Annotated in this window: 19 protein-coding genes and 1 pseudogene; 4 read left to right on the top strand and 16 right to left on the bottom strand. The window is 64.9% G+C overall.

Annotated elements, in window-relative coordinates; all coding sequences use genetic code 11:
- Nucleotides 1-37: 37 nt before the first annotated feature.
- Complete coding sequence (locus tag RM2_RS04205; RefSeq protein ID WP_072687579.1) at nucleotides 38-1,660, bottom strand: AMP-binding protein; 1,623 nt, start codon at nucleotides 1,658-1,660, stop codon at nucleotides 38-40.
- 109 nt (nucleotides 1,661-1,769) lie between these two features.
- Between RM2_RS04205 and RM2_RS04200 the strand changes: the two are divergent.
- Nucleotides 1,770-2,565 (top strand): annotated as a pseudogene (locus RM2_RS04200) (helix-turn-helix transcriptional regulator).
- A 19-nt stretch (nucleotides 2,566-2,584) separates the two neighbouring features.
- Here RM2_RS04200 and RM2_RS04195 read toward each other — a convergent pair.
- The 5 genes from RM2_RS04195 to dxr form a co-directional block, all read right to left on the bottom strand.
- Nucleotides 2,585-4,414, bottom strand: a complete 1,830-nt coding sequence (locus RM2_RS04195; RefSeq protein WP_072687578.1) for a penicillin-binding transpeptidase domain-containing protein — start codon at nucleotides 4,412-4,414, stop codon at nucleotides 2,585-2,587.
- A gap of 54 nt (nucleotides 4,415-4,468) precedes the next feature.
- Nucleotides 4,469-5,305 carry a GNAT family N-acetyltransferase gene (locus tag RM2_RS04190; protein ID WP_072687577.1) on the bottom strand — a complete coding sequence of 279 codons (837 nt, stop codon included), beginning with the start codon at nucleotides 5,303-5,305 and terminating at the stop codon, nucleotides 4,469-4,471.
- A 94-nt stretch (nucleotides 5,306-5,399) separates the two neighbouring features.
- The gene (ispG, locus tag RM2_RS04185) at nucleotides 5,400-6,557 is read right to left on the bottom strand and encodes a flavodoxin-dependent (E)-4-hydroxy-3-methylbut-2-enyl-diphosphate synthase (protein ID WP_072687576.1); all 1,158 of its coding nucleotides are present in this window, start codon (nucleotides 6,555-6,557) and stop codon (nucleotides 5,400-5,402) included.
- Nucleotides 6,558-6,597: 40 nt separating this feature from the next.
- Nucleotides 6,598-7,815 (bottom strand): M50 family metallopeptidase, encoded by a 1,218-nt coding sequence (locus tag RM2_RS04180; protein WP_072687575.1) that lies wholly within the window; start codon nucleotides 7,813-7,815, stop codon nucleotides 6,598-6,600.
- 6 nt (nucleotides 7,816-7,821) lie between these two features.
- Nucleotides 7,822-8,979: a 1-deoxy-D-xylulose-5-phosphate reductoisomerase gene (gene dxr, locus RM2_RS04175; RefSeq protein WP_072687574.1), complete on the bottom strand. Its 1,158-nt coding sequence runs from the start codon at nucleotides 8,977-8,979 to the stop codon at nucleotides 7,822-7,824.
- A 120-nt stretch (nucleotides 8,980-9,099) separates the two neighbouring features.
- Between dxr and RM2_RS04170 the strand changes: the two genes are divergently transcribed.
- Nucleotides 9,100-9,369, top strand: a complete 270-nt coding sequence (locus RM2_RS04170) for a DUF2631 domain-containing protein (RefSeq protein WP_072687734.1) — start codon at nucleotides 9,100-9,102, stop codon at nucleotides 9,367-9,369.
- Between the two features lie 105 nt (nucleotides 9,370-9,474).
- Here RM2_RS04170 and rlmN read toward each other — a convergent pair whose 3' ends face one another.
- The gene (gene rlmN, locus RM2_RS04165; protein ID WP_218017209.1) at nucleotides 9,475-10,584 is read right to left on the bottom strand and encodes a dual-specificity RNA methyltransferase RlmN; all 1,110 of its coding nucleotides are present in this window, start codon (nucleotides 10,582-10,584) and stop codon (nucleotides 9,475-9,477) included.
- Between the two features lie 348 nt (nucleotides 10,585-10,932).
- Between rlmN and RM2_RS04160 the strand changes: the two genes are divergently transcribed.
- On the top strand, nucleotides 10,933-11,787 hold the full coding sequence (locus RM2_RS04160; protein ID WP_245813728.1) for an HpcH/HpaI aldolase/citrate lyase family protein: 855 nt from the start codon (nucleotides 10,933-10,935) through the stop codon (nucleotides 11,785-11,787).
- Nucleotides 11,788-11,875: 88 nt separating this feature from the next.
- On the opposite strand, the gene RM2_RS04155 is transcribed toward RM2_RS04160, so the two are convergent.
- The 6 genes from RM2_RS04155 to rpsB all read right to left on the bottom strand — a co-directional run bounded on the left by RM2_RS04155 (nucleotide 11,876) and on the right by rpsB (nucleotide 16,971).
- Nucleotides 11,876-12,574 (bottom strand): class I SAM-dependent methyltransferase, encoded by a 699-nt coding sequence (locus RM2_RS04155; RefSeq protein ID WP_072687573.1) that lies wholly within the window; start codon nucleotides 12,572-12,574, stop codon nucleotides 11,876-11,878.
- A 13-nt stretch (nucleotides 12,575-12,587) separates the two neighbouring features.
- Nucleotides 12,588-13,514 (bottom strand): phosphatidate cytidylyltransferase, encoded by a 927-nt coding sequence (locus tag RM2_RS04150; RefSeq protein WP_084721629.1) that lies wholly within the window; start codon nucleotides 13,512-13,514, stop codon nucleotides 12,588-12,590.
- 28 nt (nucleotides 13,515-13,542) lie between these two features.
- Nucleotides 13,543-14,100, bottom strand: a complete 558-nt coding sequence (frr, locus tag RM2_RS04145; RefSeq protein WP_072687572.1) for a ribosome recycling factor — start codon at nucleotides 14,098-14,100, stop codon at nucleotides 13,543-13,545.
- A 111-nt stretch (nucleotides 14,101-14,211) separates the two neighbouring features.
- The gene (pyrH, locus tag RM2_RS04140) at nucleotides 14,212-14,940 is read right to left on the bottom strand and encodes a UMP kinase (protein ID WP_072687571.1); all 729 of its coding nucleotides are present in this window, start codon (nucleotides 14,938-14,940) and stop codon (nucleotides 14,212-14,214) included.
- Between the two features lie 193 nt (nucleotides 14,941-15,133).
- Nucleotides 15,134-15,961, bottom strand: coding sequence for a translation elongation factor Ts (gene tsf / locus RM2_RS04135; RefSeq protein WP_072687570.1), 828 nt, complete (start codon nucleotides 15,959-15,961; stop codon nucleotides 15,134-15,136).
- A gap of 113 nt (nucleotides 15,962-16,074) precedes the next feature.
- Complete coding sequence (gene rpsB, locus RM2_RS04130; protein ID WP_072687569.1) at nucleotides 16,075-16,971, bottom strand: 30S ribosomal protein S2; 897 nt, start codon at nucleotides 16,969-16,971, stop codon at nucleotides 16,075-16,077.
- A gap of 349 nt (nucleotides 16,972-17,320) precedes the next feature.
- Here rpsB and RM2_RS04125 point away from each other — a divergent pair, with 349 nt between their 5' ends.
- Nucleotides 17,321-17,857: a M23 family metallopeptidase gene (locus RM2_RS04125; protein ID WP_072687568.1), complete on the top strand. Its 537-nt coding sequence runs from the start codon at nucleotides 17,321-17,323 to the stop codon at nucleotides 17,855-17,857.
- A 33-nt stretch (nucleotides 17,858-17,890) separates the two neighbouring features.
- Here RM2_RS04125 and RM2_RS04120 read toward each other — a convergent pair whose 3' ends face one another.
- From RM2_RS04120 to RM2_RS04110, 3 genes are all read right to left on the bottom strand, one after another.
- Complete coding sequence (locus RM2_RS04120) at nucleotides 17,891-18,817, bottom strand: tyrosine recombinase XerC (protein ID WP_072687567.1); 927 nt, start codon at nucleotides 18,815-18,817, stop codon at nucleotides 17,891-17,893.
- A 79-nt stretch (nucleotides 18,818-18,896) separates the two neighbouring features.
- Nucleotides 18,897-20,048 carry a sensor histidine kinase gene (locus RM2_RS04115; protein ID WP_072687566.1) on the bottom strand — a complete coding sequence of 384 codons (1,152 nt, stop codon included), beginning with the start codon at nucleotides 20,046-20,048 and terminating at the stop codon, nucleotides 18,897-18,899.
- A complete protein-coding gene (locus RM2_RS04110; protein WP_072687730.1) occupies nucleotides 20,045-20,806 on the bottom strand; it encodes a response regulator in 762 nt (253 codons plus the stop codon). The genes RM2_RS04115 and RM2_RS04110 overlap by 4 nt, the downstream gene beginning before the upstream one ends.
- Nucleotides 20,807-20,977 lie beyond the last annotated feature (171 nt).

Below are 20,977 nucleotides of genomic sequence, written 5' to 3'. Positions count from 1 at the left end.
GTCGGGCGTCGGGAGTTGGGCGCCAGGAACAACCAGGCTACTTCTGACGTAGGAGATATCTCTGCACCTTGCCGCTGGGAGTCTTCGGCAGATTCGGGACGAAATGCACGGCGCGCGGGTAGGCGTGGGCAGCGAACTTCTTCTTGACCAGCGTCTGCAGTTCGACCTCGAGTTCGTCGGTGCCGTCGATACCGTCGCGGAGCACTACGAACGCCTCGAGAACCTCGCCGCGCAACTCGTCGGGCATGCCGACGACCGCGGCCTCGAGGACGTGGTCGTGCATCACCAGCACACTCTCGACGTCGAAGGGGCCGATCCGGTAGCCGGCCATGATGATGACGTCGTCGTCGCGGGCGGAGAAGAAGTAGAAGCCGTCCTCGTCGGTCTGCCCTGCATCACCGGTGAGGTACCAACGACCGTCCTCGGTGAACCGCTGCGCGGTCTTCTCGGGAGCGTCGGCGTATCCGGTGAACCACATCAATGGGCTGCTCAGGGTATCGATCGCGACCCGCCCGGGGGTGCGAGGCGGGGCGATGGTGTCGGAGTCGTTCTCGAGAACTGCACACGTCCAGCCTGGCAGCGGCTTGCCCATGGAGCCTTCCCGGACCACTTCCCGCAGGCCTTCCACCCAGGCGTTGGCGATGAACATGCCATGTTCGGTCTGGCCGTAGTGATCGCGCACGAGCACGTTCAGGTTGGCCTTCGACCATGAGATCACGTCGGGTGTCAGCGGTTCGCCCGCGGAAGAGGCGCGACGCAACCGCACCGTGTCGGGGATTGGTGTCGGGTCAGCGCGCAGACTCCGATACACGGTCGGCGCTGCCGCGAAGTTGGTGACGCCGAAGCGCTCCATCACCTTCCACATGAGCGGTGCGGAAAACCCGGCGTGAAGCAGGATGCTGCGGCTACCGGCGGCGAGAGGCCCGAGCAGCGCGTAGTACAGGCCGTACGCCCAGCCAGGGTCCGCCGCGTTCCAGAACACATCGTCTTTACGTACATCGAATCCGAATTCCTGGTACGCGTGGAATGAGGCGAGCGCGCGCAGGGGCACAGGCACGCCTTTCGGAGTTCCTGTGGTGCCGCTCGTGAACAGCTGGACCAAAGGTCCGTTGCCGCCGACAGTCACGGCGACACCCCCTGAGTCGCCGGGATCGTGCTCCTCCACCAGCATGCCGAAATCGAGCGCGGCGGTGCCGTCTCCTCCCGCAACCACCACCCTCCACGACGCGTCCGCGGGAATGTCCTTGTCCGGAAGCAGCTTGTCGAGCTGATCAGCGTCCGAGATCACGGCCTTCGCGCCGCTGGCAGCGAGCCGGAACTCGATGGCCGGTGGAGCGAAGGCGGTGAACAGCGGGACGTGGACGGCGCCGCGGCGCCAGATGCCGAGCAGTGCGACAACCAGTTCCGCGGACCTGCCCATCAACGTTGCGACGTGGTCACCGGGCTCGACACCGAGATCCGCGAGTGCGGCCGAGAACCTGGTCGACTGCTCGCGTAGGTATCCGTAGGTGAGGTCCGTCGACGACAGGTCCGCCTCCACGACGGTGAACGCCACGTCATCTGCTGGGTGCCGATCACAGAGCAATTCCGCCGCGGACGCCGTCGGCGTGTCGTACTGGTTCAGCAGCTCACGCACGCGTGCGGTGGGATCTGTGGTCATGCGGCACTCCTTGCGCTCTCATGTGCTCGGTACAGAAGGTTCGGCTCTCACTCGAACTCGCTACGGTTATGATCCTGCTCACAGCTCGCCAAGACTACCCCGGAATGGGGTGCCCGACTTGGACGCTCACGCACCGTCGTTGCTGCGCCCTCGTGACGGGGACGCATTGCGTGGTGAGCTGCGCTCGATCGCAGCTCACGCCCTCGCACCGGTCCTGTTCGGCAGGGAGGTGCAGGACGACACACTGCACCTCAGCGAGTTCGTCGGTACCCGCACAAACAACCTCGAGGGGCTGGCCATACCGTCACGCTCCGGTCTGGGAGGTCGGGTGGTTGCCCAGCGCGCCCCAGCCTCGGTTGACGACTACGGCAGTTCCTCGACCATCACGCACCACTTCGACCGGCACGTCCACCGCGAGGGCCTTCGGTCCGTCCTCGCGGTGCCCGTCGTTGTGCGGGGCACCTCACGTGCCGTCCTCTACGCCGCCATCCGCGACGAGATCGATCGCCGTCTCGAAATGATGGGCACTCTCGACGACAACGGTGTCGACGGCGCAAGCGCCGAAGAAATGCGTGACATTCACGCGGAACTACGGAGCGTTGCACAGACGATCACCGATCCTTCGTTGCAGGCCCGGCTACGCGGGTTTATCGCAACGGATCGCAGGCGCACTCCGGCCTGGAGCCGACTCCGACGTCGAGGAGACCGGCGTTCACCTCTCGCCACGCGAGATCGACGTGCTGTCCCACATTGCGCTCGGATGCACGAACCTCGACGCAGCACAACGCCTTTCAGTCGGCCCCGAGACGGTGAAGAGCCATCTACGCAGCGCCATGAGCAAGCTCGACTCGCGGTCGCGCCACGAGGCGGTGGTCACCGCACGCAAACTCGGGCCACTCCCCTAGCGATCCGTTGCCACGCAGGTCAGTACCACTCGGGCAGCGCCGCGAACATGTCGCGAGTCACGGCGACGGCATTGTCTGAACTTCCTCCTCGCACCACAAGGGTCGCGAAGGCGAGATCGCCGCGGTAGCCGACGAACCAGGCGTGCGACCCGCCCTCGACCTCGGCCTCACCCGTCTTGCCGTACACCTCGCCCTGATCCGCGATCCGCCCGGCGGTGCCGCTCGTCACCACGAGTCGCATCATTGTGCGGAGACCGTCGACCATCTCGCTACTGATCGGCGGAGGGTCGCCGTCGGTCGCCGTTTCCCGTCCGGCAATCAACCCCGGCAGCGGTGTCGAACCATGCGCGATGGTCGCGGCTGCCAACGCCATACCGAAGGGGCTGACCACCACCCTGCCCTGTCCGAAACCGTCCTCCGTTCGTTGGACCAGATCATCGGCTTCCGGTACCGAACCTGTGTAGGTTGGCAGACCGACGACCTTGTAGTCGGCACCGATTCCGAACTGCGAAGCCGCGACGGTCAGCGCGTTCGGTTTCATCTCGCTCGCCAGTTTCGCGAACGAGGTGTTGCACGACCGGGCGAACGCAGTGGCCATCGACACCGTGCCGAGCGCGAATTCGTTGTAGTTCGGCACGCTTCGCTCACCGATCTCGATACGACCGGGGCAAGGCACCATCGTGTCGGGTGTCGCGATACCCGAAGAGATCGCCGCACCCGCAGTGATGATCTTGAAGGTGGAACCCGGCGGATACAGGCCGGTCAGGGCGACTGGTCCGTCCCTGTCGGCCGCCTCGTTCTGAGCCACGGCGAGGATGTTGCCGGTCGAGGGCTGAACGACCACCATCATCGTCTGGTCAGGTCGGGCGTTCACGGCATTCTGCGCGGCAATCTGTATGGGCCGGTCCAGACTGATCGAGAACGACGGGACGGGCTTGGGCGGTGTCTCGGTGAGCACATCGGTGTCGACGCCGTTCTGATTGACGGTGACCACGCTCCAACCGGCCTCACCGTCGACCTCGTCGATCACCGTCTTCTTCACCTGGCCGATGAGATCGGGGGCGAACGTCCGGTCGGTAGCCACCAGGTCGGCCTCGTCGGACACCGTCACACCGGGGATCCCACCGAGCACGCCCGCGACCCGGTCGTAGTCCTCCAACCTCAGCCGGGTGACGAGGTAGTCACCATTCACCGCGGTGGCGGATTCCGCGATCGACTGCGCGGTGAGGGTGCTGTCGAACGTCGCCAGCGTCGAAGCCAATGACTGCGCGCTCCTGATCACATTGCCTGATTCCGTCGCATCGAACTTCACGCGATATACGACACCTGGCACGAGCACGTCCGATCCGGAATGCTCGTTGACTCGCGCCCTGGGCGCCGCAACGGTACGCAGCGACATCGTCTGACGATCCCCCAGTCGGGGATGGACGTTGGTGGAACTCCAGCGCACAGCCCAGTCGCCGCCGCGTCGGCCCATCTGGAGTTCGCCCGAATATGTCCACACCCGATCCTTCGTCAGATGCCATTCGTAGGTGTAACCCACGGTGGCCGTGTCACCGCTTACGCGGACGTCCGTCGTCTCAGCCTCGAGAGATTCGGCCTGCAGTGACTTCCACGTCGACTCGAGGGTCTGCCGGGCGGCGTCGGGACGGTCCGAGAGGCCCGCGGCCCGCTCGGAATCCCGTTCGGCGAAGGCTGCCAGAAACGCCTGGGCCGCCGGTTCCGGGCCGTCCGGTCGCGGCGTGCACGCCGTCACACCCACGATCAGCACAGCGACCCCACCGAGGGCGATCGACCGGACGATACGTGCGTGAAGAATGCGTGTGTGAAGGAAGGGCCGAAGGTTCATCGCCGCCCATGCTATGTCGACGAACACTGTCGGCAGGGTAGGCAGGGCGCGATGTCAGTCCAGGAGAATTGTGGCGAGAGTCGCAACCTGGCTGAAGCCGATGCGCGCGTACACACTGCGGGCGATGGTGTTGAAACTGTTGACGTACAGGCTGGCGACCCGGCCGTCGGCGATGACCGCCTGAGCTACCGTCGCCGTACCGGCCGCTCCGAATCCAAGCCCCCGGTACCTCGGATGTACCCAGACACCCTGAATCTGCCCTACCCGGGAGGACACCGATCCCACCTCGGCCTTGAAGACCACCTGACCGTCCTCGAACCGCGCCCACGCCCGGCCCGCCGCGATGAGGTTCGCGACGCGCCGGCGGTAGCCACGACCATCGTCGTTGGCGCGGGGGTCGATGCCGACCTCTTCGATGAACATCGCGACAGCGGCGGGAAGGTACTGGTCGAGTTCGCGCATCCGCACCTGCCGTACCAGCGGATCTGGTCGGCACAGCGGTGTACTTGCCAAGGCCAGCAACGGCTGATCGGCGCGGACCTCACGGGCGGGCCCCCAGTCCAGTTCGAGCATCCCCCACAGCGGCAGGGTCAGCTCGGCCCGGCCGACCAGGGACGAACACATGCGCGGTGTCCGGCAGGCCCGATCTGCGAACGCCCGCATATCATCGGTGCTGCCGCGAAGCGGGACGAAATTCGCGCCAGAGAAACACAGCGATTCGAGTGGCCCGCCGCGACTCCACAACTCTCCATGGATCATCCGGGGGTCGGTTCCGCCATGCTCCACCCGGGCGGCGACCATGCAGGCAGCGACAGGATCGGCGTCGAGCACGCGGAGCGCGAGTGCCGCGTCTCGACTGCTCAACTGTTTCGCACCGAGGAGCTTGAGCATCTACCCAACCTTGTCAGCTAGTAGTCGTGCCCACTAGATTGCCACGAACTTGCCGAAAACGGGAGTCGTTTCGACGGCCACCGTAGACCTCCGGTCAGCTGACCGTGACGACGGGTGAACCGGACGTCGAATCGCCTTCCATCTCCTCCGCGATCCGCATCGCTTCCTCAATGAGAGTTTCGACGATTTGCGCCTCGGGCACAGTCTTGATGACTTTACCTTTGACGAAGATCTGCCCCTTGCCATTGCCCGACGCAACACCTAGATCAGCCTCCCGTGCCTCACCGGGGCCATTGACGACACACCCCATCACGGCCACGCGCAGCGGGATATCCATGCCTTCGAGTCCCGCGGTGACCTCGTCCGCCAGCGTGTACACGTCGACCTGCGCGCGACCACACGACGGGCAGGACACAATCTCGAGCTTCCGTGGGCGCAGGTTCAGCGACTGCAGTATCTGCGTGCCGACCTTTATCTCTTCTGCGGGCGGCGCGGACAACGACACTCGGATCGTGTCGCCGATACCCTCGGCGAGCAGTGCGCCAAATGCGACCGCGGACTTGATGGTGCCCTGGAACGCAGGGCCTGCCTCGGTTACACCGAGGTGCAGCGGGTAGTTGCATTGAGCGGCCAGTTGGCGGTACGCCTCGACCATGATGACCGGGTCGTTATGTTTGACTGAGATCTTGATGTCGCCGAAGCCATGTTCCTCGAACAGGCTCGCCTCCCACAGCGCCGACTCCACGAGCGCCTCGGGCGTCGCCTTGCCGTACTTCTGCATCAGACGCGGGTCTAGCGAGCCCGCATTGACACCGATACGAATCGGGATGCCGGCGTCCCCGGCCGCCTTCGCGACCTCCCCGACTCGCCCGTCGAACTCCTTGATGTTGCCGGGATTCACGCGTACGGCCGCGCAGCCGGCATCGATGGCGGCGAAGATATAGCGCGGCTGGAAGTGGATGTCGGCGATGACGGGGATCTGGCTTTTCTTCGCAATGATCGCGAGCGCGTCGGCGTCCTCTTGACGCGGGCAGGCGACACGCACGATGTCGCAGCCGGACGCGGTGAGTTCGGCGATCTGCTGCAGGGTGGCGTTGATGTCGTGGGTCTTCGTGGTGCACATCGACTGCACGGACACCGGAGAGTCGCTGCCGACACCAACCGCTCCGACCTCGAGTTGGCGGGTCTTGCGTCGGGGCGCGAGAACCGCGGCCGGGCCTTCCGGCATTCCTAATCCGACCGGGCTGGTCACGTGGGGGCCTTCTTTCGTAGCTCGAGGTCGAGTTTAGCGATCACGGGAAGAGCTGGATCGGGTTGACGATGTCGGCGGTCAGAGTCAGCAACATGTACGCGCCGCCGACGACGATGAAAACGTAGGTGACGGGCAGCAGTTTCATGTAGTCGACCGGTCCGCCGTGCGCCAGTCCCCGGCGGCCGCGGAAGAAGTCCCGGACGCGCTCGTACACCGCCACCGCCATGTGTCCGCCGTCGAGCGGGAGCAGCGGGAGGACGTTGAACATCCCCAGGAAGAAATTGAGGCTGGCCAGCAGGAGAATGAACACCTCCCACAGTCCGCGCTCGGCCACCTCACCACCGATGACGCTGGCGCCGACGACGCTGATCGGGGTATCCAGGTCACGCTCCCCGCCGGTCACGGAATGCCACAGATCCACGACCTTGCCAGGCAGCTCGACCATGCGCTCCGCGGTCATGGTGAACATGTCACCTGTGAAGGCCACGGATGCCGGGATCGCCGCCAGCGCGTTGTACTGGGTCGGAAGGTAATAGTCGGGTCCGACGCCGATCGCGCTCACCGTCTCCGACGACTTCTCGTCGGTCTGCGGGTCGATCACATACCGCTGCACTTCCTGTGGCACCACGGCGAACGTAAGGGTCTCGCCGCCACGCTCGACGGTGAAGTCCACCGGACCGGTCTGTGCCTGGGTCGCGGACACGAACTGCGCCCACGTGTCGACCGGGGTGTCACCCACGGCGGTGACCACGTCACCCCGCTGGAGGCCGGCCTGCTGGGCAGGTCCATCTCCCGTGCACGCTGCGACCCGACCATCCTCGGACTGGGTGGCGGGCGCACAACTCATATCGCCGAGCGCCGTCGCGGGTGGAGGACTGAGGTTGGGCAGCCCCCACCCGACGGCGAGTACGAAGACCAGGACCAGGCCGAGAACGAAGTTCATGCCGATGCCGCCCGACATCACCGCGAGCCGCTTCCAGGTGGCCTTCTTGTACATGGCGCGGTCTTGCTCGTCCGGCTCGAGTTCGTCCATCGCCGTCATACCGGCGATGTCGCAGAACCCACCGAGTGGGAGCGCCTTGAGCCCGTACTCGGTTTCCCCGCGACGGAACGAGAAGATCCTGGGTCCGAAACCGATGAAGTACCTGCGCACCTTCATGCCGGTGGCCTTTGCCACCCACAAGTGGCCCGCTTCATGAAGCGCGATCGACAGTGCGATCCCCAGGGCGAAGAGAACAACGCCCACTACGAACACCATGCAGTTCTAGCCTTCCTGCTTCACGAGCTGACGCGCCCGATCACGTGCCCAGCCGTCTGCGGCCAGGACGTCTTCCACGTTAGTCGGTGGAGCCGACCACTCGTCCGCCTCCGAAAGCACCGCCGCGACGGTGCGGACGATGGCGGGGAACCGGATGATGCCGTCCAAGAATGCCTGAGCGGCGACCTCGTTGGCAGCGTTGTAGACGGCGGTGAGACATCCGCCTCTCTTGCCGGCGTCCCGAGCGAGGTCGACAGCAGGAAAGACCGTACCGTCGAGCGGCTCGAAATCCCAGGTGGACGCCGCCGTGAAGTCGCACGCGGCCGCGGCCCCCGCGACCCGGTCCGGCCAGCCCAGCGCAAGCGCGATGGGTAGCTTCATGTCGGGCGGGCTGGCCTGTGCCAGCGTCGAACCGTCGGTGAACGTCACCATCGAATGCACAACCGACTGAGGATGGACGGTGACGTCGATCCGGTCGTAGTCGACACCGAACAGCAGGTGGGTCTCGATCAGCTCGAGTCCCTTGTTGACCAGGGTTGCGGAATTCAGTGTGTTCATCGGACCCATCGACCATGTGGGATGCGCCTGCGCCTGCGCCGGGCTCACACTCTCGAGATCTTCGGCACTCCAGCCGCGGAAGGGCCCTCCGGACGCGGTGAGCACGAGCCTGTCCACCTCCTCCGAGCGCCCCCCACGCAGGCACTGCGCCAGCGCGGAGTGTTCGGAGTCCACGGGCACGATCTGGCCGGGTGCCGCAGCGGCCGTCACGAGTGGCCCACCCGCAACAAGTGACTCCTTGTTCGCCAGCGCGAGGCGCGCCCCCGACTCGAGTGCCGCCAGGGTCGGCTCGAGCCCCAAGGATCCGACGACAGCGTTGAGGACGACGTCCGCCTCGGTGGTCCGCACCAGTTCGGTTGCCGCGTCGGGACCGCTCAGCACACCTGGCAGGCCCAGTGCGCCGGCGGCCCCGCGGTCTGCGACTGCAACGGAGGACACACCCGTGTCCCGGATCTGTTGTGCCAGCAGATCGACGTTTCCCCCGCCCGCGGACAAACCCACGACTTCGAACTTGTCCGGGTTGGCGGCAACCACCTCCAACGCCTGGGTGCCGATCGAACCGGTACTGCCGAGCAGTAGGACACGAGTGGGCCTGGTTTCATCCACCCGACCATTGTTCCTGATGGCTCTGCGGTTTCCGGCAACGGATGGCCCCGCTACGTACGACAGGCGGTCGTATGCCACGATATGTCGAGTAGCGCAACCGAATCTGCAGGAGGATCGATCGTGGCCGGTACCCAGTTGGAGCCCTCGTCCAGCGACCCCATCGTGGCCTCGCACGTCGACACCGCGGAGGTTCCGTCCGCAGCCTGGGGCTGGAGTGGTGAAGCCCCCAAGACGTTCCGTTTCTTCGGGTGGTTCTTCGCGGTCTTCCTGCTGACCCTGATCATCGGCAACCACACCGGCAGGGTCGAGGACCTGTGGCTGATCGGCTCCGCAGCCCTGCTGGTCGGCATCCTCATCCGCGACATCGTCGTGCGGCGCAAGCCCCGCTAGTTTCGAAAACCAAGCCAATTTCGAAGGCGAACTGACGATGAACCCGCTCGTCCCGATCAGTCGGGAACGAATGGGTTCATCGGACTCTGCTTGCGTTTCGCGACTTCAGTTTTCGGCCGCGAGTTGACCGCAGGCTGCTGCGATCTCCTGACCGCGCGTGTCACGCACAGTGCAGGACACGCCTTGCGCGAGCACGCGCCGGACGAACTCCTTCTCGACCGGCTTCGGACTCGCGTCCCATTCGCTGCCCGGAGTGGGATTGAGCGGGATAAGGTTCACATGCACCAAGGCGCCAAGGGCTTTGCGCAACTTCTTGCCCAACAGATCTGCGCGCCACGGCTGATCATTGACATCTCGTATCATCGCGTACTCGATCGAAACCCGCCTGCCGGTCTTGTCGGCGTAGTACCGGGCAGCCTTGAGGACCTCGGCGACCGACCACCGGTTGTTGACCGGAACCAGTGTGTCCCGCAGTTCGTCGTCGGGCGTGTGCAGGGACACCGCCAGAGTGACGCTGAGATCCTCGTCGGCCAGCTTGCGGATGGCAGGCGCCAGCCCTACGGTCGAGACGGTCACCGACCGCTGCGACAACCCGAGGCCGTCCGGGGCCGGTGAGGTGATCCGGCGCACGGCCGCCACCACCCGCTTGTAGTTGGCGAGCGGCTCGCCCATTCCCATGAACACGACGTTGGACAGTCGACCCGGGCCACCGGCCACCTCGCCGTCCCGCAGCGCCGCCGCCGCGGCACGCACTTGGTCGACGATCTCGGCCGTTGACAGATTGCGTTGCAGTCCGGCCTGGCCGGTCGCGCAGAACGGGCAAGCCATTCCGCAACCTGCCTGGCTCGAGATGCACAGGGTCGCACGGTCCGGGTAGCGCATGAGGACGCTTTCGAGCAGCGTGCCGTCGTTCGCCTTCCATAACGTCTTCCGCGTCTCGCCGCCGTCGCACGCGAGGTGCTTGACCGGGGTCAGCAGGACCGGGAACAGCTCCGAGCCCACTTGGTCTCGCACCGCCGCCGGCAGGTCGGTCATCTTCTCGGCGTCTGCTTCGAGCCTGCCATAGTACTGCCGGGCCAGTTGGTCGGCGCGGAATCCGGGGAGCCCTAGTTCCTTCACCACCTCCCGACGTTCGGCGGAGTCGAGGTCCGCGAGATGCCGAGGGGGCATCCCACGCCGGGGCGCGTTGAACACGAGAGGAAGCGAAACAACCATAGTTCTGCCATTGTCCCATTGATTCCGCCGTGGCTCTCGCATGCATGCCAGATCATCGTCGTCCACTCGCCCGATGCACACACGGAACCGGTCCGGGTGGACGAAGATCAATGTATGCCGACAACACCGGACGACTCCTCGAACTCGCTTTCGAAGATCCCCGATGGTCGCGGTTCCGGCGTCGGTCGGCGCTGAAACCGTCCAGATTCGACATGCGGCTCGCCTGCGGCGCAAGCTGAACACAAGTAACTGACCGAACAGTAGTTACGCGAGTGGATCGTAGGGGCGTTAAACGAGCATGATTGTTGTCGTGGACATCACCGAAGAGACACGACTGTGAAGGCCGACATGGAGACAGCCGACATGGAGACGACTATCGCACCGCGCATCGCTGCTGAACAGGCGCGTTCCTGGCTCCTGGTTCCCGCTGGAAAACCCGAGAACTTCGAGGCGGCACACACCAGTGCCGCGGACGCTGTCATTCTCGACCTCGAGGACGCCGTCACCCCGGACCGCAAACCCCAGGCCCGGGCCGATGTCGTCGCGTGGCTCAGCGAGCGCCGTCGAGCGTGGGTACGCATCAACGACGCCACCACCCCCTACTGGGCCGACGACCTGGACGCCCTCAGTGATGTGCCCGGCCTCGAAGGCGTCATGCTCGCCAAGACCGAGAGCGGCATGCAGGTCGACGCGACCGCGGACAGACTCCGCGGTGGCACCAAGGTTCTTGCCCTCATCGAATCCGCTGTGGGTCTCGAGGCTGCACCCGAGATCGCGCGCACCGAGGCCACATTCCGGCTCGCGTTCGGCAGTGGCGACTTCCGCCGCGATACCGGCATGGACGACTCGCCGTTGGCGATGGCGTATCCGCGGTCGAGGCTGTCGGTGACGAGTCGAGCGGCTCGCATCGCCGCCCCGATCGACGGCCCCACACTGGGCACCGACGTCGACGCGCTGACACGGGCGGCGGCCCTGACCCTGTCGATGGGCATGACCGGGAAACTGTGCATGACGATTGCGCAGACAGCGCCCGTCAACGACGCGCTGAGCCCATCGCCGGCCGAGGCCGAGTGGGCACGCGACGTCATCGCCGACCTCGGCGAGGACGGATCGGGTATCCGAGACGGCAGCGATGCCCCCAAGCTCGCGAAGGCGAAGAAGATCAACGCTCTCGCGCGACTATTCGACGTTGCCCCGCGGTAGCGAGACATTACCCCGCGGTCAAGACCCCGCCGTCAAGAGATTGGCCCCCGCAGTAGCGGTACAACGCCCCGCAGTAGCAACGCGGCGATCAGAGTGTTTCGAGGACGGCGGGCTTTCGGCGGGCGTGTATGCGATAGCGCACATCGAGCGACAGGCCCGGTGTCCGTGCGAACGCCCTCGCCGCCGTCCGCTTCGTGAATTCGATGTTCAGAACTCCGCGGAGCGATTCGCGATCGGAGAACGCCCACCTCGTCTCCACCCGCACGAGGTCGAAGCCCTGTGCGGCGAAGAATGTCTCTACGGGCCCCGAACGGTACTGCGGCAGGTCCGAACACATCCACGTGCCGTACGGATGAGCGGTGGCGTCGAGATCTACCACCACGAGCGCTCCGCCCGGTCGGAGAACACGCAACGCCTCAGCGATTCCGGGGCCACACCCCGGACCGAAGAAGTAGGCCGTGCGCGCATGCACGAGATCCACGCTCGCATCGCCGAGGGGTATCCGTTCGGCGGAGGCGTCCATCACCCGGACGTTGCGCATGTCGGCCACACGTTGGCGGGCTAGGTTCAGCAGCGGGGTGTGCGGCTCGACACCGATGACCGTCTGCGCGGATTCCGCGAACACGGGCAGGTGGAATCCCGACCCGCAACCGACGTCGACGACGGTGTTGCCAGTCCAATCGAAGGTCGCTCGCAGGTACCGGAAAATCGCTCCGTCGACGTCCTGGGCGCGGTTCTCGACTTCGTACACATCCGGCCAATGCCAGATGTTCGGGCTCGGAATCATCGCGACCAGGCGGTCAGACGAGGGCCGTCAACACGAGCCACGTCACGAACGCCGACGGCAGAAGGGAGTCGAGACGGTCCATGATGCCGCCGTGCCCGGGCAGGAGCGTGCCCATGTCCTTGATGCCCAGTTCCCTCTTGACCTGGGATTCGATCAAATCTCCGAGCGTTGCCACGACCACCAGGACGACGCCGAGGAGCACACCGATCATCAAGTTCGCGTCGAGGATCAGAGTGACCGAAAGGACGCTGCCGATCACACAGAACAGCAGCGACCCGAGGAACCCCTCCCACGACTTTTTGGGGCTGATCGCGGGGACCATCGGATGTTTGCCGAAGAAAACGCCCGCCGCATAGCCGCCGACGTCGGAGCAGACGACGCCGATCATCAGGCAGAAGACGCGACCGGCACCGTCTTCCTGCAACACCATCAGGACAGCAAACGACGCCAACAGCGGAATCCACGAGGCCACGAACACTGTGATCGCGGTGTCTCGGAGGAAGTTCCGCGGCGTCGCCTTCAGACCGTGGTCGAACAGGCGCCACACCATGCAGACCAGCACCGTGCCCGCGAACGCACTGAGCACCCCCACCGGGCCGAAGGGCCACGCGAGCCACAGAATCGCCTGACCGCCGAGGAGCAACGGAATCCGGGGCGCGCTGATGTCCGACTCCCGGAGTCGCTTGGTGACCTCCCAGGTGGCCACCGCCATCCCAACTGATACAACGCCGATCCACACCAGGGGCAGGTAGATCAGAACCGCGATGAGGGCGGCGCCAAGTCCGACACCGACCGCGATTGCCGCGGGCAGGTTTCGGCCTGCCTTCGACTTCGTGGTAGTGGCCGCCTCTCGCGAAGGCTTGCCCTCGGAGCGAGGTCCTGAGGAGTCACCTTCTGATGTGGGTCCGCGTGGGGTCCCGTGTTCTGTTGGCACGGTCACTGTCCCCGATCCACTCCTCGTCTCATAGCTAAACTTCCAGCAATTCGGCTTCCTTGTGCTTCACCAGTTCTTCGATCTGCCCGACGTAACGGGCCGTCGTCTTGTCGAGTTCCTTCTCTGCTCGCCCGACCTCGTCCTCGCCTGCCTCGCCGTCCTTCTGGATCCGCGACAGTTCGTCCATGGCCTTCCGGCGTACGCTGCGCACCGACACCTTTGCGTCCTCGGCCTTGGACTTGGCCTGTTTGACCAACTCGCGCCGACGCTCCTCGGTGAGCTGCGGAACGGAGATGCGGATCAGGTTTCCGTCGTTGGTGGGGTTGACGCCGAGGTCGGAATTGCGGATAGCGGTCTCGATCGGGCCGAGTTGTGCAGCCTCGTAGGGCTTGACCACCACGAGCCGCGCTTCCGGCACGTTGATGCTGGCCAACTGAGTGATCGGGGTGAAGGACCCGTAGTAGTCGATCCCGATGCGGTTGAACATGCTCGGATTCGCGCGGCCCGTCCGGATGGATCCCAGATCGTCCTTGGCCACACTGACAGCCTTCTCCATCTTTTCCTCGGCTTCGAAGAGAGCTTCGTCAATCACAGCTGTTCCTCCATGTCGTTCTGCATCGATTCGTCACTGCCTCTGTTTCGAGAAAGCCCTGTTTCGCGAGAGCCCTGTTTCGAGAAGACGCTGCGTCGAGCGTGTCGCGCGTCATGACTTGACGAGCGTTCCGATCTTCTCACCGGACACTGCTCGAGCGATATTCCCCTCGGTCAGCAGATTGAACACCATGATCGGCATCTCGTTGTCCATACAAAGGCTGAAAGCGGTCGCGTCGGCCACTTTGAGTCCCTGCTCGATCACTTCCCGGTGAGTGATCTGCGTGTACATCGAGGCGTCCGGGTCGAGGTTCGGGTCCGCAGTGAACACGCCGTCGACGGCCTTGGCCATCAGGACAACCTCGGCGCCGATCTCGAGTGCACGCTGCGCCGCCGTCGTGTCCGTCGAAAAGTAGGGCATGCCCATGCCTGCGCCGAAGATCACAACGCGACCCTTCTCCAGATGCCGCTGGGCGCGCAGTGGAATGTACGGCTCGGCGACCTGGCCCATCGTGATCGCCGTCTGGACACGACTGTCGATACCCTCCTTCTCCAGGAAATCCTGCAGCGCAAGGCAATTCATCACGGTCCCGAGCATGCCCATGTAGTCGGAACGCGCCCGGTCCAATCCTCGCTGCTGCAGTTCCGCTCCACGGAAGAAGTTTCCGCCGCCGATGACGACTGCCACCTGGACTCCGGACCGTACGACTCCGGCGATCTGCTGCGCTACCTTGGTCACCACGTCGGGGTCGAGGCCAACCTTCCCACCACCGAACATTTCTCCGCCGAGCTTGAGAAGGACTCGATGGAATCCCCCACGTTCGCTGACTGGTTCGGACATCGCTCTCCTCAGTTCCACATCACTGGTCTCCACAGCACTCGTCGACTCCTCTACGGCAGACGAGTGCACCCACGCACCGCTCTATACCCATTCGACCCTCGCCGTCTTCATCCTGCCTTATCAGGACCGTGGCGGCATACGTAGGCCCCGCCGGGCGAGCACATTTGTCCGACGGGGCCTACGACTCACGCGACTAGCTCGAGGCGCCGACCTCGAAGCGAACGAAACGCTTGATGGTGACGCCGGCCTCGTCGAGAATTGCCTTTACGGACTTCTTCGAATCCTGCACCGAAGACTGCTCGGTAAGCACGACATCCTTGAAGTAGCCGTTGACGCGGCCTTCGATGATCTTCGGCAGAGCCTGCTCCGGCTTGCCCTCGGCCCGGGCGGTTTCCTCGGCGATATGACGCTCGCCCGCGACGATGTCCTCGGGGACCTCGTCGCGCGTGACGTACTTCGCCTTGAGGGCCGCGACCTGCATTGCAGCACCGCGGGCAGCCTCGGCAGCGCCCTGGCCCTCACCGGTGTACTCGATCAGGACGCCGACGGCTGGCGGGAGGTCCGCGCTGCGCTTGTGCAGGTAGACCGCAACCGGTCCGTCGAAGGAGGCGATCTTGCTCAGTTCGAGCTTCTCACCGATCTTCGCGGACTGCTCCTGAACGACCGTGTCAACGCTCTTGCCGTCGAGCTCGAGAGCCTTGAGTGCCTCGATGTCGGTGGGCTTCGCGACTGCGGCGACCGCGGCGATCGACTCGGCGAGCCTAAGGAAGTCGTCGTTCTTCGCAACGAAGTCCGTCTCGCAGTTGATCTCGAGCAGAACGCCGTCCTTGGAGACGACCAGACCCTCGGCCGTGGTGCGCTCGGCACGCTTGCCGACGTCCTTGGCACCCTTGATTCGCAGCTGCTCGACGGCCTTGTCGAAGTCGCCGTCAGCCTCGGCGAGAGCGTTCTTGCAGGCCATCATTCCGGAGCCGGTGAGTTCGCGGAGCCGCTTGACGTCAGCGGCAGTGTAGTTCGCCATGGTGAGCGAGCCTCCTCATATGTCTGTTCGGACGTAAGTCAGGGTAGTACGCGGGGGCAGACCAGCAAACGGCCCCGACCACAGGATCTCTGGTCAGGGCCGTGTGCGATAGATCAGGCCTCGGTCGCGGGGGCCTCTGCTGCGGGGGCTTCGGCAGCCGGAGTGGCCGTCGCCTCTGCTGCGGGGGCTTCAGCAACCTCGGTGCTCTCCGTGGCCGCTACCTCTGCGGCGGGAGCTGCCTGCGACAGCAGTTCCTGCTCCCACTCGGCGAGGGGCTCACCGGCGCCGGCCTCGGGCTTCGCGTCCTTGTCGACGCTCAGTCCGGCACGCGCCTGCACGCCTTCGGCGACGGCGGAAGCGACGACCTTGGTGAGCAGAGCGGCGCTACGGATGGCGTCGTCGTTACCCGGGATCGGGTAGTCGACCAGGTCGGGATCGCAGTTGGTGTCCAGGATCGCGATGACCGGGATGTTCAGCTTGCGAGCCTCGGCAACTGCGAGGTGCTCCTTGTTGGTATCGACAATCCACACGGCGGAAGGAACCTTGGCCATGTCGCGGATACCACCGAGGGTGCGATCCAGCTTGGTCATCTCACGCGTGAGCATGAGAATTTCCTTCTTGGTGCGACCCTCGAATCCACCGGTCTGCTCCATCGTCTCGAGTTCCTTGAGGCGGAGTAGACGCTTGTGGACGGTGGTGAAGTTGGTGAGCATGCCGCCGAGCCAACGCTGGTTGACATAGGGCATCCCGACGCGAGCGGCCTCGGCCGCAACGGACTCCTGGGCCTGCTTCTTCGTGCCGACGAAAAGGACGGTGCCGCCGTGGGCAACGGTCTCCTTGACGAATTCGTACGCCTTGTCGATGTACGTCAGTGTCTGCTGCAAGTCGATGATGTAGATGCCGTTGCGGTCGGTGAAGATGAATCGCTTCATCTTCGGGTTCCACCGGCGAGTCTGGTGACCGAAGTGTGTGCCGCTGTCCAGCAGCTGCTTCATTGTTACGACAGCCATAGCTGTGTATCTCTCTTTCATTACCGGTTGATGCGGAGCGTCGGTAACGCTCCGCCCTGGCACCCTCGAACCACCGGAACTCGCATCAAGATACGAGACCAGCCGATGGTCGATAACTTGCACGGATGCGCGAAGTCGGACTGTGGGAGCACAGACCGCCTGATCAGTGTACGGCCTCGATGTCGCTGGCCCTAACCGCACTCCCCCATTTCATGTCCTAACCGCACTCCCCCATTTCATGTCCTGACCGCCGGCACAAGGGTTCCGCACAATCTGTGGACGGCTCAACGTCCATCCACAGTTTCTTCCGCCGCCCGTTTTGCACCCGGAGATGCGACATCGTCGACGCATGACGATCTGCGGAGCTATCGCGCGAGCGCTCACGGCGGCAGCCACTGCTGCCACTCTCCTCACCGGCGCCGCCCTTCTCGCACCACCCGCCGATGCCGCATCGACCAGCGCTTTCGACTGGCCGCTGCATCCGCGGCCACGGGTGGTTCGGGCGTACGACAACCCCGAACACGACTGGTTGCCCGGGCATCGCGGGGTGGACCTGGAGGGCGCACCCGATCGGGCCGTGCTCTCTGCCGGCACAGGTGTGGTTGCGTTCGCGGGCACAGTCGCGGGTAAACCGGTGGTTTCGATCGACCATCCGGGCGGCCTGCGCACCACATACGAGCCTGTCACCGCCCGCGTCACCGCCGGGATGCGGGTCGGCCGCGGCACCGTGCTCGGCATCCTCGAACCCGGCCACCCGGGCTGCGTCGCGCCCGTCGCGGCGTGCCTGCACTGGGGCCTGCGCCGGGACCGCAAGTACCTGAACCCCCTCGGCCTCGTCCGTGTCGCACCGGTGCGGCTCGAACCCGTCCGTACCCCCGGAGGTTGACTGAAGGTTCGTCACGCGACGCAATTGAACGGGTCAGGCCCGGGGGTGCGCCTGATCGTGGACCGCACGCAGCCTCTCGACGGAAACATGGGTGTACAACTGGGTGGTCGCGAGGCTCGCATGCCCCAACAGTTCCTGGACCACGCGCAGATCGGCGCCACCTTCGAGGAGGTGTGTGGCTGCGGTGTGACGGAGGCCGTGTGGGCTGAGGTCGGGAGCACCCGGAACCGCTGACAGAACGTCATGCACGACTGTGCGTGCTTGCCGCTGGTCCAGCCGCTTTCCTCGTTTGCCCAGCAGAAGGGCCTGCCCGGAGGCGGCCGTCGCGACCGTCGGTCGGCCGACGTGCAACCACAGATCGACCGCTTCTGCCGCAGGCTTTCCGTAGGGCACCGAACGTTCCTTGTCTCCCTTACCTATCACGCGCAGGAGGCGTCGTTCACGGTCCACCGATCCGAGATCGAGGCCGCACAGTTCCCCCACCCGAATCCCCGTCGCATACAACAGTTCCACGACGAGGCGGTCGCGCAGAGCAATCGGATCTTGCTGCTGCGCACCCGATTCGGCGGCGTCCATCACATCGGCCGCCTGCGACTGCCGTAGGACCGCGGGCAGTGTGCGGTGAGCCTTCGCCGCACCCAAACGAGCTCCGGGATCGACAAAGATACGACGCGTCCGCAGCAACCAGGCAGTGAAGTTGCGCACTGACGACGTTCGCCGAGCGAGTGTCGTCCGGGCAACACCTGCCGCGGACTGACCAGCCAGCCACGCCCTCAGCACCTTGATGTCGAGCTCGCCGAGATGAGCTTCGGGAGATGTCGACAACCAGTGTTGAAGGAGCGACTTCGCATCCCCGACGTAGGCCTTCACTGTGTGCTGTGAACGGCCGCGTTCGAGCTCGAGATGCCGCGCGTACTCGTCGAGTACCCGTTTCAGCGGCGCCGGGAGGTCCGTGCTCATCCTGGTAACAGTTGCGCCGGGCGGGAGATAAATCAAGCGGCCGCGCCCATGTCGTGCGATCGCAGTCGGCGGTACTTCCTCATCGCAGGTGCCGGCGGAGGGGAAAGGTGATGGTGAAGGTGCTTCCCGTTCCCGGGCCGTCGCTGCTCGCGGTGATGTGACCGCCCTGCGCCTCGACAAGCGCCTTGGCGATCGAAAGGCCGATCCCTGCTCCTCCGTGCTCTCGGTCGCGAGCCGCGTCGACCCGATAGAACCTCTCGAACAGGTACGGGAGGTGTCCGGCAGAGATTCCGTCGCCGAGGTCGGTCACCGAGATCGCGAGCACCCCGAGTCGCTGTTCCGCGGTCACATCCACCCGGCCACCCAGCGGGGTGTGGCGCAATGCGTTGTCGAGTAGATTGCCCAGCACCTGCCCGAGCCGCTCCGGGTCGGCCCACAGCCGAGGGAGGTCCGCGGGAACATGCGCGGCCAACGCCACCTCTTTGGCCGCGTAGCGGTCGGCGGCGGCGGTGAGCGCGGTGGATATCAGCACCCCGGGGGCCACCCATGCGGGCTCGATCGACGCTCCGGTCTCCTCTGCACGGGAGAGTGAACCGACGTCTTCCGAGAATCGGGCGAGCCTGTGAGTCTGGGTGCGGAGCATCGCGATCGTATCGGCGTCCAACGTCTCGATACCGTCCTCGAGTGCCTCCATGTACGCTTCGAGCACCGACACCGGTGTGCGGATCTCGTGGGCGAGATCACCGAGCAGTTGACGGCGAGTGGATTCCACCGACTCGAGCCGGACGGCCATCCGGTTGAACGCTTCGGCGAGTGCGTTGAAATCCTCGCCCAGGTGCGGTGGCGAGACCCGGATGCCATAGCAACCGTCGGCCACCGCGGTGGCGGCCGACGACACTTCCGTCACCGAGCGCTGCAAGCGCCGACTGAAATACCAGGTCACGACCAACGCCGCCAGAACGGCCGCCCCAATGGCCACCGCCAAGGAAATCGCCGTAGCGGAGTGATATGCCAGCTCGGCATGGAACTGCTCATCGGACGAGGCCGGTACCTCGGCGCGGTTCAGATGCTCGCGGAACAGCGGTGGACCGACCAACCCCGCGACCACCCACGAGGTCGCACCACCTGCGACGAGCACCATCGACTGCGCCAGCAGCAGACGCAGTCCGAGGCCGGGGCCGCCACTCACCCTGCGCGGGATGAGAGAGCGCGCTGAGCGTGGCCCCGTCATTGCCCGGTACCCATCCGGTACCCGATCCCGCGGATGGTGTTGACGTACCGGGACGCGGCGGCGTCGTCGCCAAGTTTTCGGCGCAAGTGCCCGACATGCACGTCGACGAGGTGCTCGTTACCGACCCAGGACTCCCCCCACACCGCCTCGATCAACTGACGCCGACTGAAGGCCATACCCGGCCGAGACGACAACGCCGCCAGAACATCGAACTCGGTGCGGGTCAACATCACCGGACTCTCACCGAGATGAACCTCCCGTCCGGTGACGTCAATTCTCAGCGCACCGAACACCCTCAGCGCAATCTCACCAGCACGCGGCTCAGGCGACCGCGGCTCATCTGCCGACCCATTCCGGGGCCGGCGCAACATCGCACGGATACGGGCAACCAGCTCCCGCGGACTGAACGGTTTGGTGACGTAATCGTCAGCGCCGACGGACAGGCCGATGATTGTGTCCATTTCCGCGTTTCGAGCGGTCAGCATCACCACGTAGGCGTCGGAAAACGTCCGGAGCCCCCGGCACACCTCGATTCCGTCCATGCCGGGCAACCCCAGATCGAGGATCACGACATCGGGGTCGATCTCCCGGGCGCGCGCAAGCGCATCCACCCCGTTGTAGGACACCGCGACCTCGAAGTTCTCCCGTTCGAGGTAGCCGACAACGATCGCGGCCAACGGGCGCTCATCGTCGACCACCAACGCCCGATATCCGGTGCCCTCAGATGAGAGGGCTGGCATTTTGTCCATGCCCTCCATCGTCACACTGCGTCGCCACTTGCGCTCTTCCGGTCGTGTGCCAGTCACCGTGGCAGGCCACATCTTCATCGAAATTACACAGAACCCTCATCGATTCCACTGGTTCCAAAATCCACGATGGGGTCCACGATCAACAGCAATGAAGACCGAACAACGATCAGGCGAGGTGAA

Source organism: Rhodococcus marinonascens NBRC 14363, from assembly GCF_001894885.1.
Taxonomy (GTDB): Bacteria; Actinomycetota; Actinomycetes; order Mycobacteriales; family Mycobacteriaceae; genus Rhodococcus_F; species Rhodococcus_F marinonascens.
The sequence above is the reverse complement of the archived record's forward strand: the minus strand, read 5'-3'. Positions and strand labels throughout refer to the sequence as shown.

What these genes read in the sequence shown, in the direction of transcription:
- RM2_RS04205 (WP_072687579.1), bottom strand. Translation starts at nt 1,660, where the DNA reads ATGACCACAGATCCCACCGCACGCGTGCGTGAGCTGCTGAACCAGTAC.
- RM2_RS04125 (WP_072687568.1), top strand. Translation starts at nt 17,321, where the DNA reads ATGACGATCTGCGGAGCTATCGCGCGAGCGCTCACGGCGGCAGCCACT.
- tsf (WP_072687570.1), bottom strand. Translation starts at nt 15,961, where the DNA reads ATGGCGAACTACACTGCCGCTGACGTCAAGCGGCTCCGCGAACTCACC.
- RM2_RS04115 (WP_072687566.1), bottom strand. Translation starts at nt 20,048, where the DNA reads ATGACGGGGCCACGCTCAGCGCGCTCTCTCATCCCGCGCAGGGTGAGT.
- pyrH (WP_072687571.1), bottom strand. Translation starts at nt 14,940, where the DNA reads ATGTCCGAACCAGTCAGCGAACGTGGGGGATTCCATCGAGTCCTTCTC.
- RM2_RS04110 (WP_072687730.1), bottom strand. Translation starts at nt 20,806, where the DNA reads ATGGAGGGCATGGACAAAATGCCAGCCCTCTCATCTGAGGGCACCGGA.
- RM2_RS04190 (WP_072687577.1), bottom strand. Translation starts at nt 5,305, where the DNA reads ATGCTCAAGCTCCTCGGTGCGAAACAGTTGAGCAGTCGAGACGCGGCA.
- RM2_RS04180 (WP_072687575.1), bottom strand. Translation starts at nt 7,815, where the DNA reads ATGGTGTTCGTAGTGGGCGTTGTTCTCTTCGCCCTGGGGATCGCACTG.
- rpsB (WP_072687569.1), bottom strand. Translation starts at nt 16,971, where the DNA reads ATGGCTGTCGTAACAATGAAGCAGCTGCTGGACAGCGGCACACACTTC.
- RM2_RS04160 (WP_245813728.1), top strand. Translation starts at nt 10,933, where the DNA reads ATGGAGACAGCCGACATGGAGACGACTATCGCACCGCGCATCGCTGCT.
- RM2_RS04155 (WP_072687573.1), bottom strand. Translation starts at nt 12,574, where the DNA reads ATGATTCCGAGCCCGAACATCTGGCATTGGCCGGATGTGTACGAAGTC.
- rlmN (WP_218017209.1), bottom strand. Translation starts at nt 10,584, where the DNA reads ATGGTTGTTTCGCTTCCTCTCGTGTTCAACGCGCCCCGGCGTGGGATG.
- RM2_RS04195 (WP_072687578.1), bottom strand. Translation starts at nt 4,414, where the DNA reads ATGAACCTTCGGCCCTTCCTTCACACACGCATTCTTCACGCACGTATC.
- RM2_RS04120 (WP_072687567.1), bottom strand. Translation starts at nt 18,817, where the DNA reads ATGAGCACGGACCTCCCGGCGCCGCTGAAACGGGTACTCGACGAGTAC.